The 4,151-nt window shown below is 38.2% G+C and carries 3 protein-coding genes; all 3 read right to left on the bottom strand.

Going from position 1 to position 4,151, the window contains the following annotated elements:
* Nucleotides 1-60: 60 nt before the first annotated feature.
* Complete coding sequence (locus AB1L08_RS21765) at nt 61-2,475, bottom strand: collagen binding domain-containing protein (RefSeq protein ID WP_413066684.1); 2,415 nt, start codon at nt 2,473-2,475, stop codon at nt 61-63.
* A gap of 560 nt (nt 2,476-3,035) precedes the next feature.
* On the bottom strand, nt 3,036-3,161 hold the full coding sequence (locus AB1L08_RS21760; RefSeq protein WP_413066683.1) for a hypothetical protein: 126 nt from the start codon (nt 3,159-3,161) through the stop codon (nt 3,036-3,038).
* Between the two features lie 12 nt (nt 3,162-3,173).
* Nucleotides 3,174-4,055, bottom strand: coding sequence for a helix-turn-helix transcriptional regulator (locus AB1L08_RS21755; protein ID WP_413066682.1), 882 nt, complete (start codon nt 4,053-4,055; stop codon nt 3,174-3,176).
* Between the last annotated feature and the right edge of the window lie 96 nt (nt 4,056-4,151).

The following is a 4,151-nucleotide window of genomic DNA, read 5'->3' as shown; positions in this document are numbered from 1 at the left end:
AGGCTTGTGCTGGGAACTATTGGCTGGAAACATTTTCATGCCAAGTTTGTGACCCGCCGGTCATGTATGTTTAGTTTCATTATTTGGATTTACCTGATCTTCAATTTCAAGTTCATAGTCCTTCCCGTCACCGGTTTTATAGGACAAATGCAAACCATTCGTAAAGTTAGGTTTCATTGTCACATTACCAAAATCATACGTAAACTTAGTTTGATAGGTGATGGTGTAGGTTTCTTTAATATTACCAAAGTCAATCTCAAAACCATCTTTGTCAGGATTTACAGTAATTCCTGCATCGGCTTTTGCAGGGGCAATCTGAATGGAATCCTCTACTAGTTTTTGGCCAGATCCGGAAAAATCATCTGTTAAGACGAAATTGCGCAAATCTTGTTTATCTGCATTTACGGTAATGGTCCAGTCGATCGTTTTATCTTTATAGTTGATTTGACCATGGCCTTTTTTACCAACTTGCTGGGAAACGCCTTGGCTGCTTTCTGAGGATTTCCCGCTTAATGAAACTTTATTCGTCATCGTACCGTCATGGGTAATATAAGCTCCATCTTTGACTTTTGTTTTGTACTTGATAATAAAAGCTTTGGTGGTAGGCTTATTTAATGTGTACGTTATTTTATTTCCAACTATATTTATTTCAAATAAGTCTGCCGGTGCAATGGAAGTTTTTCCAACCGATCCATCACTGTTGAAAGAATCAACTTGCTTAATCTCGATATTTTCAAATTCAAATACATTATTTAAAGTTTCGTTACCAACCTTAAATGTAAATTCATCTGTAATCGTTTCTCCTGCTTTTAACGCTTTTTCGTTAAAATTCGCATTCACTGTCCATTCAACGGAACGGTCTTTTTCATTAAATTTACTGGATGTTTTTTCAAGTGATTTCGGACGGGAAACGGAAACAGATGCACCTGATTCTGCAACTTTTTTACCGTCCGAAACTAATTTTGCCGTATTTGCGTATGAAGTTTCGCCTTCTTTATCTTTTTCATCTTCTTTGATTTTCGTTCTAAATGTCAGTTTATATGCTTTATTTGTGTCGCCTAAATCCAACTCTAGTTTTTCTTTACTGGAATTGTTCTCAAAGTTGACGGTACCATCTTTTTCTTTTAATACATTGCCTTTTAAATCGACTTCTACTTCCTTTAAAACAATGGAATCAATTATCAATTCTTGACCGGCTAATATCGGATCATTAATAATCGCATTTTCTAACGATTCCCTTGAAGTATTTACAAAGACAGTCCAATCAATTTCCTCTGCATTGAATTTACCACCAACTGGCTGCCCTGATTTAGCAATCGCTTGACCCTGTTTGGGTTTGACATTTATAGGGATTTCTTCAATCACTTTATCATGTACTTTAAATTCTAGAATGTTTTCTGTCGTGATGATTTTCTGTTCATGCAATTCCGTTTGAACATAGAAATGACCATGGACATTCGGGACCTTTTCAATATTTTCATTAAAAGTAAATAGAACCTTCCCATCCATGGTTACTTTATATGTTCCGAAAACCGTATCTCCATCTGTTAAGACATCATTGATTTCATTATAAATGGCCAATTGTGCCGGTAATTGTAATTCGAATGTATCACCTGCGATATACTCATGCGTGTTAGGTAATGCCCAATCAAATTCTATTCTTAAACCCTCTTCCGGATGAAGCATTTCCCCGTCTTGAACGGGTGATCCATCAGCCTTTTTCAGAACGAGCGATCCATCTAAAATGATATTTTCTTCAATTGGTTTTGGATCGCGTTTCTTTGCAGCATTAAACCCTTGAATATCGGAATCCGATTTAACTTCTTTATTTTGTGTTTCTTCCGCCGCTTTTTCTTCTGTCTCAGTTCCTCCATTGTCTTCCTCATTACCTTCTACATTTGGGGCCGCTTCATCTTCCTGTGAAGATTCTTCAGATTCCGGTTTGGATTCTGCTTGAAAAGAAACATGGATAACCTTTTCTTGATTATTTAAAGGAAAAGGAATTGATACTTTTTCGTTGTCACCAATCACTTCTTGATTAAAATTAGCTTGAATGGCCAACTTTCCTTCGGCATTGGCATCTGCTTTCTCACTAAAAACCATTGTCACAAGTCCATCAGCGGCAACGTTGTAAGTACCAATGTCTATATTCCCGGATGTCAATAATTTTCCGTCTTGTACCATTGGAGCCACTTGCGAAGGTAATTTATATGAATATATATCCCCTTCACTTACTTCCATATCTGCTAAAGACCAGTCGAAGTTCAAATTCACCTGTTCATCCTTGCCCGGTTGATGATCCGGATTTTGCTCTGCATCTATGACCGTGCCTTGTTCGTCCGCAATGGTTACATTTGTAAATATACTTGTCCCCGGTTCTTTAGCTATTGCCATAAAAGCGGGCACTGAACCACTTAAGACCGTGTGGGAAACCAGAACAAGTATAAAGGCGATAATACCGACCTTTCTTCCCATTTTAACATTCTCCCCCTAATTTTTTTAGATTGTTGTTCTGCCGACTAGTTGGACATCGAAAAGTTCCTCCCTTCAACCTGTTTACTATCGAAATGATTTTAGTACCATGATTCGAATATAATAATTAGGTATTATGCACTGATAAACTGAACAAAATCTGTACATCCGAACAAAAAAAGTCTCCTTTAACAAAAGGGGCTTTCATTCCCATCACCAGAAAAATTTGAATGTTTTTTATAAAGTGTTGAAAAAACTGCATGGGAGACGGTGCTATGATGCTTATAAATAAAGCATCCAGGAGAGAACTTGCATAACTCGGATATCGAAAGAAGGAAAGAAAGAGGTATTATCTATTCCGCAAAAAGGAACACCTATGTAACCGTTAACATACCATAATTATTTTTTTATTTTACAAACAAAAAAAACGGTGGCTGCAGCCAAGCCACCCGTATTGCCGGGGAAATAAATCTGGCGCTATTTTCGCAAGGGTTAAGCATCTTAGGGATTCCATCATAATTAGCCTGAAAATCCGAACTTTTTGTGATAATATCTGCGGTAAATTAATGAATCAATCCTTTCATAAAAGTATAAATGTAATTTCCCATGATAAATCTGACAGCTATTATGATCATCACAACAGCCGATCCTGCTATCAAACCTATTGCCTGCTTTCTTGTTTTGGCCATTCTTGGCTCCCCTCACTCTTCAAATGATAAATTAATCGGCTCATCCAACAGTTCACCGGAGAAGTCTATGTTAGTTGTAGGTGTATGACTGTCCACTTCTTCAAATGTAATTTCATCCGCCCATACATGACCTTTTCCGGAAAGCAGTACACCGAAAGCGATCACCGCGCTGTTTTCGGGTACGTCCAAGACGATAGAGTAATAGTTCCATTCCGTATCACCCTTTATTGGGCGGTCACTCATATTATCAAATTGGAGAACATCATGAAGATGATCATCCACTCTCATCCAAAAGCCGCAAAACCCATCGACGCCCTTTGTTTTGATGAAACCGGAGAGCTTTAATCTTTTTCCAAGATATTTATCGGCTTTGAATTGCTGCATCATCGTTGCGAACTCATCCGGTTCTGATACAGCGACAGACTTTAAATATCCCGATCCTTTCCCTTTATGAAACACCTTTCTGTCAATGCCCATTTGATAATGAAACGGGTGGCTGCCGCTTAAATGCCAGCCTTTTAACAATTGATTATCCTTCAATTTCAATTCCTCCTTTTGAAAAATCAGTTTGCCCATCATTTTGCGATATTGTCCAGGGGGCAGGTTGTAGTATTTTTTAAATGACCGGGTATAAGATTCTTGCGATTCAAAGCGGTATGACAGCGCAATATCAATGATTTTTTCATCAGTGTAAAGTAATAGCTGAGCAGAATTGGCAATTCGGCGATAGCGAATATACTCGGAAATGGATACACCCACTTCATTTTGAAAAATCCGATGATAATGGTATTTGGAAAAACCTGCCTGCCGGGCGATGCTTTCCAACGACAAATCTGCCTGCAAATGATGCTCTATATATTGAATGCTTCTTTGAACGATGGGACTGTAACTCATCTTCGACCCTCCTTGACTATAAATAGTCTCTCGGCATTCGCCGAGTTAGATGGGTCAAAGGATCTCTTGACCCAACTGTTTGATTCCCCTCCTACT

It is taken from the genome of Siminovitchia jepli, assembly GCF_047228825.1.
GTDB lineage: Bacteria > Bacillota > Bacilli > Bacillales > Bacillaceae_C > Siminovitchia.
The sequence above is the reverse complement of the archived record's forward strand: the minus strand, read 5'-3'. Positions and strand labels throughout refer to the sequence as shown.

Coding starts and splice junctions, on each gene's coding strand:
- AB1L08_RS21755 (WP_413066682.1), bottom strand. CDS start 4,055: ATGAGTTACAGTCCCATCGTTCAAAGAAGCATTCAATATATAGAGCAT.
- AB1L08_RS21765 (WP_413066684.1), bottom strand. CDS start 2,475: ATGGGAAGAAAGGTCGGTATTATCGCCTTTATACTTGTTCTGGTTTCC.
- AB1L08_RS21760 (WP_413066683.1), bottom strand. CDS start 3,161: ATGGCCAAAACAAGAAAGCAGGCAATAGGTTTGATAGCAGGATCGGCT.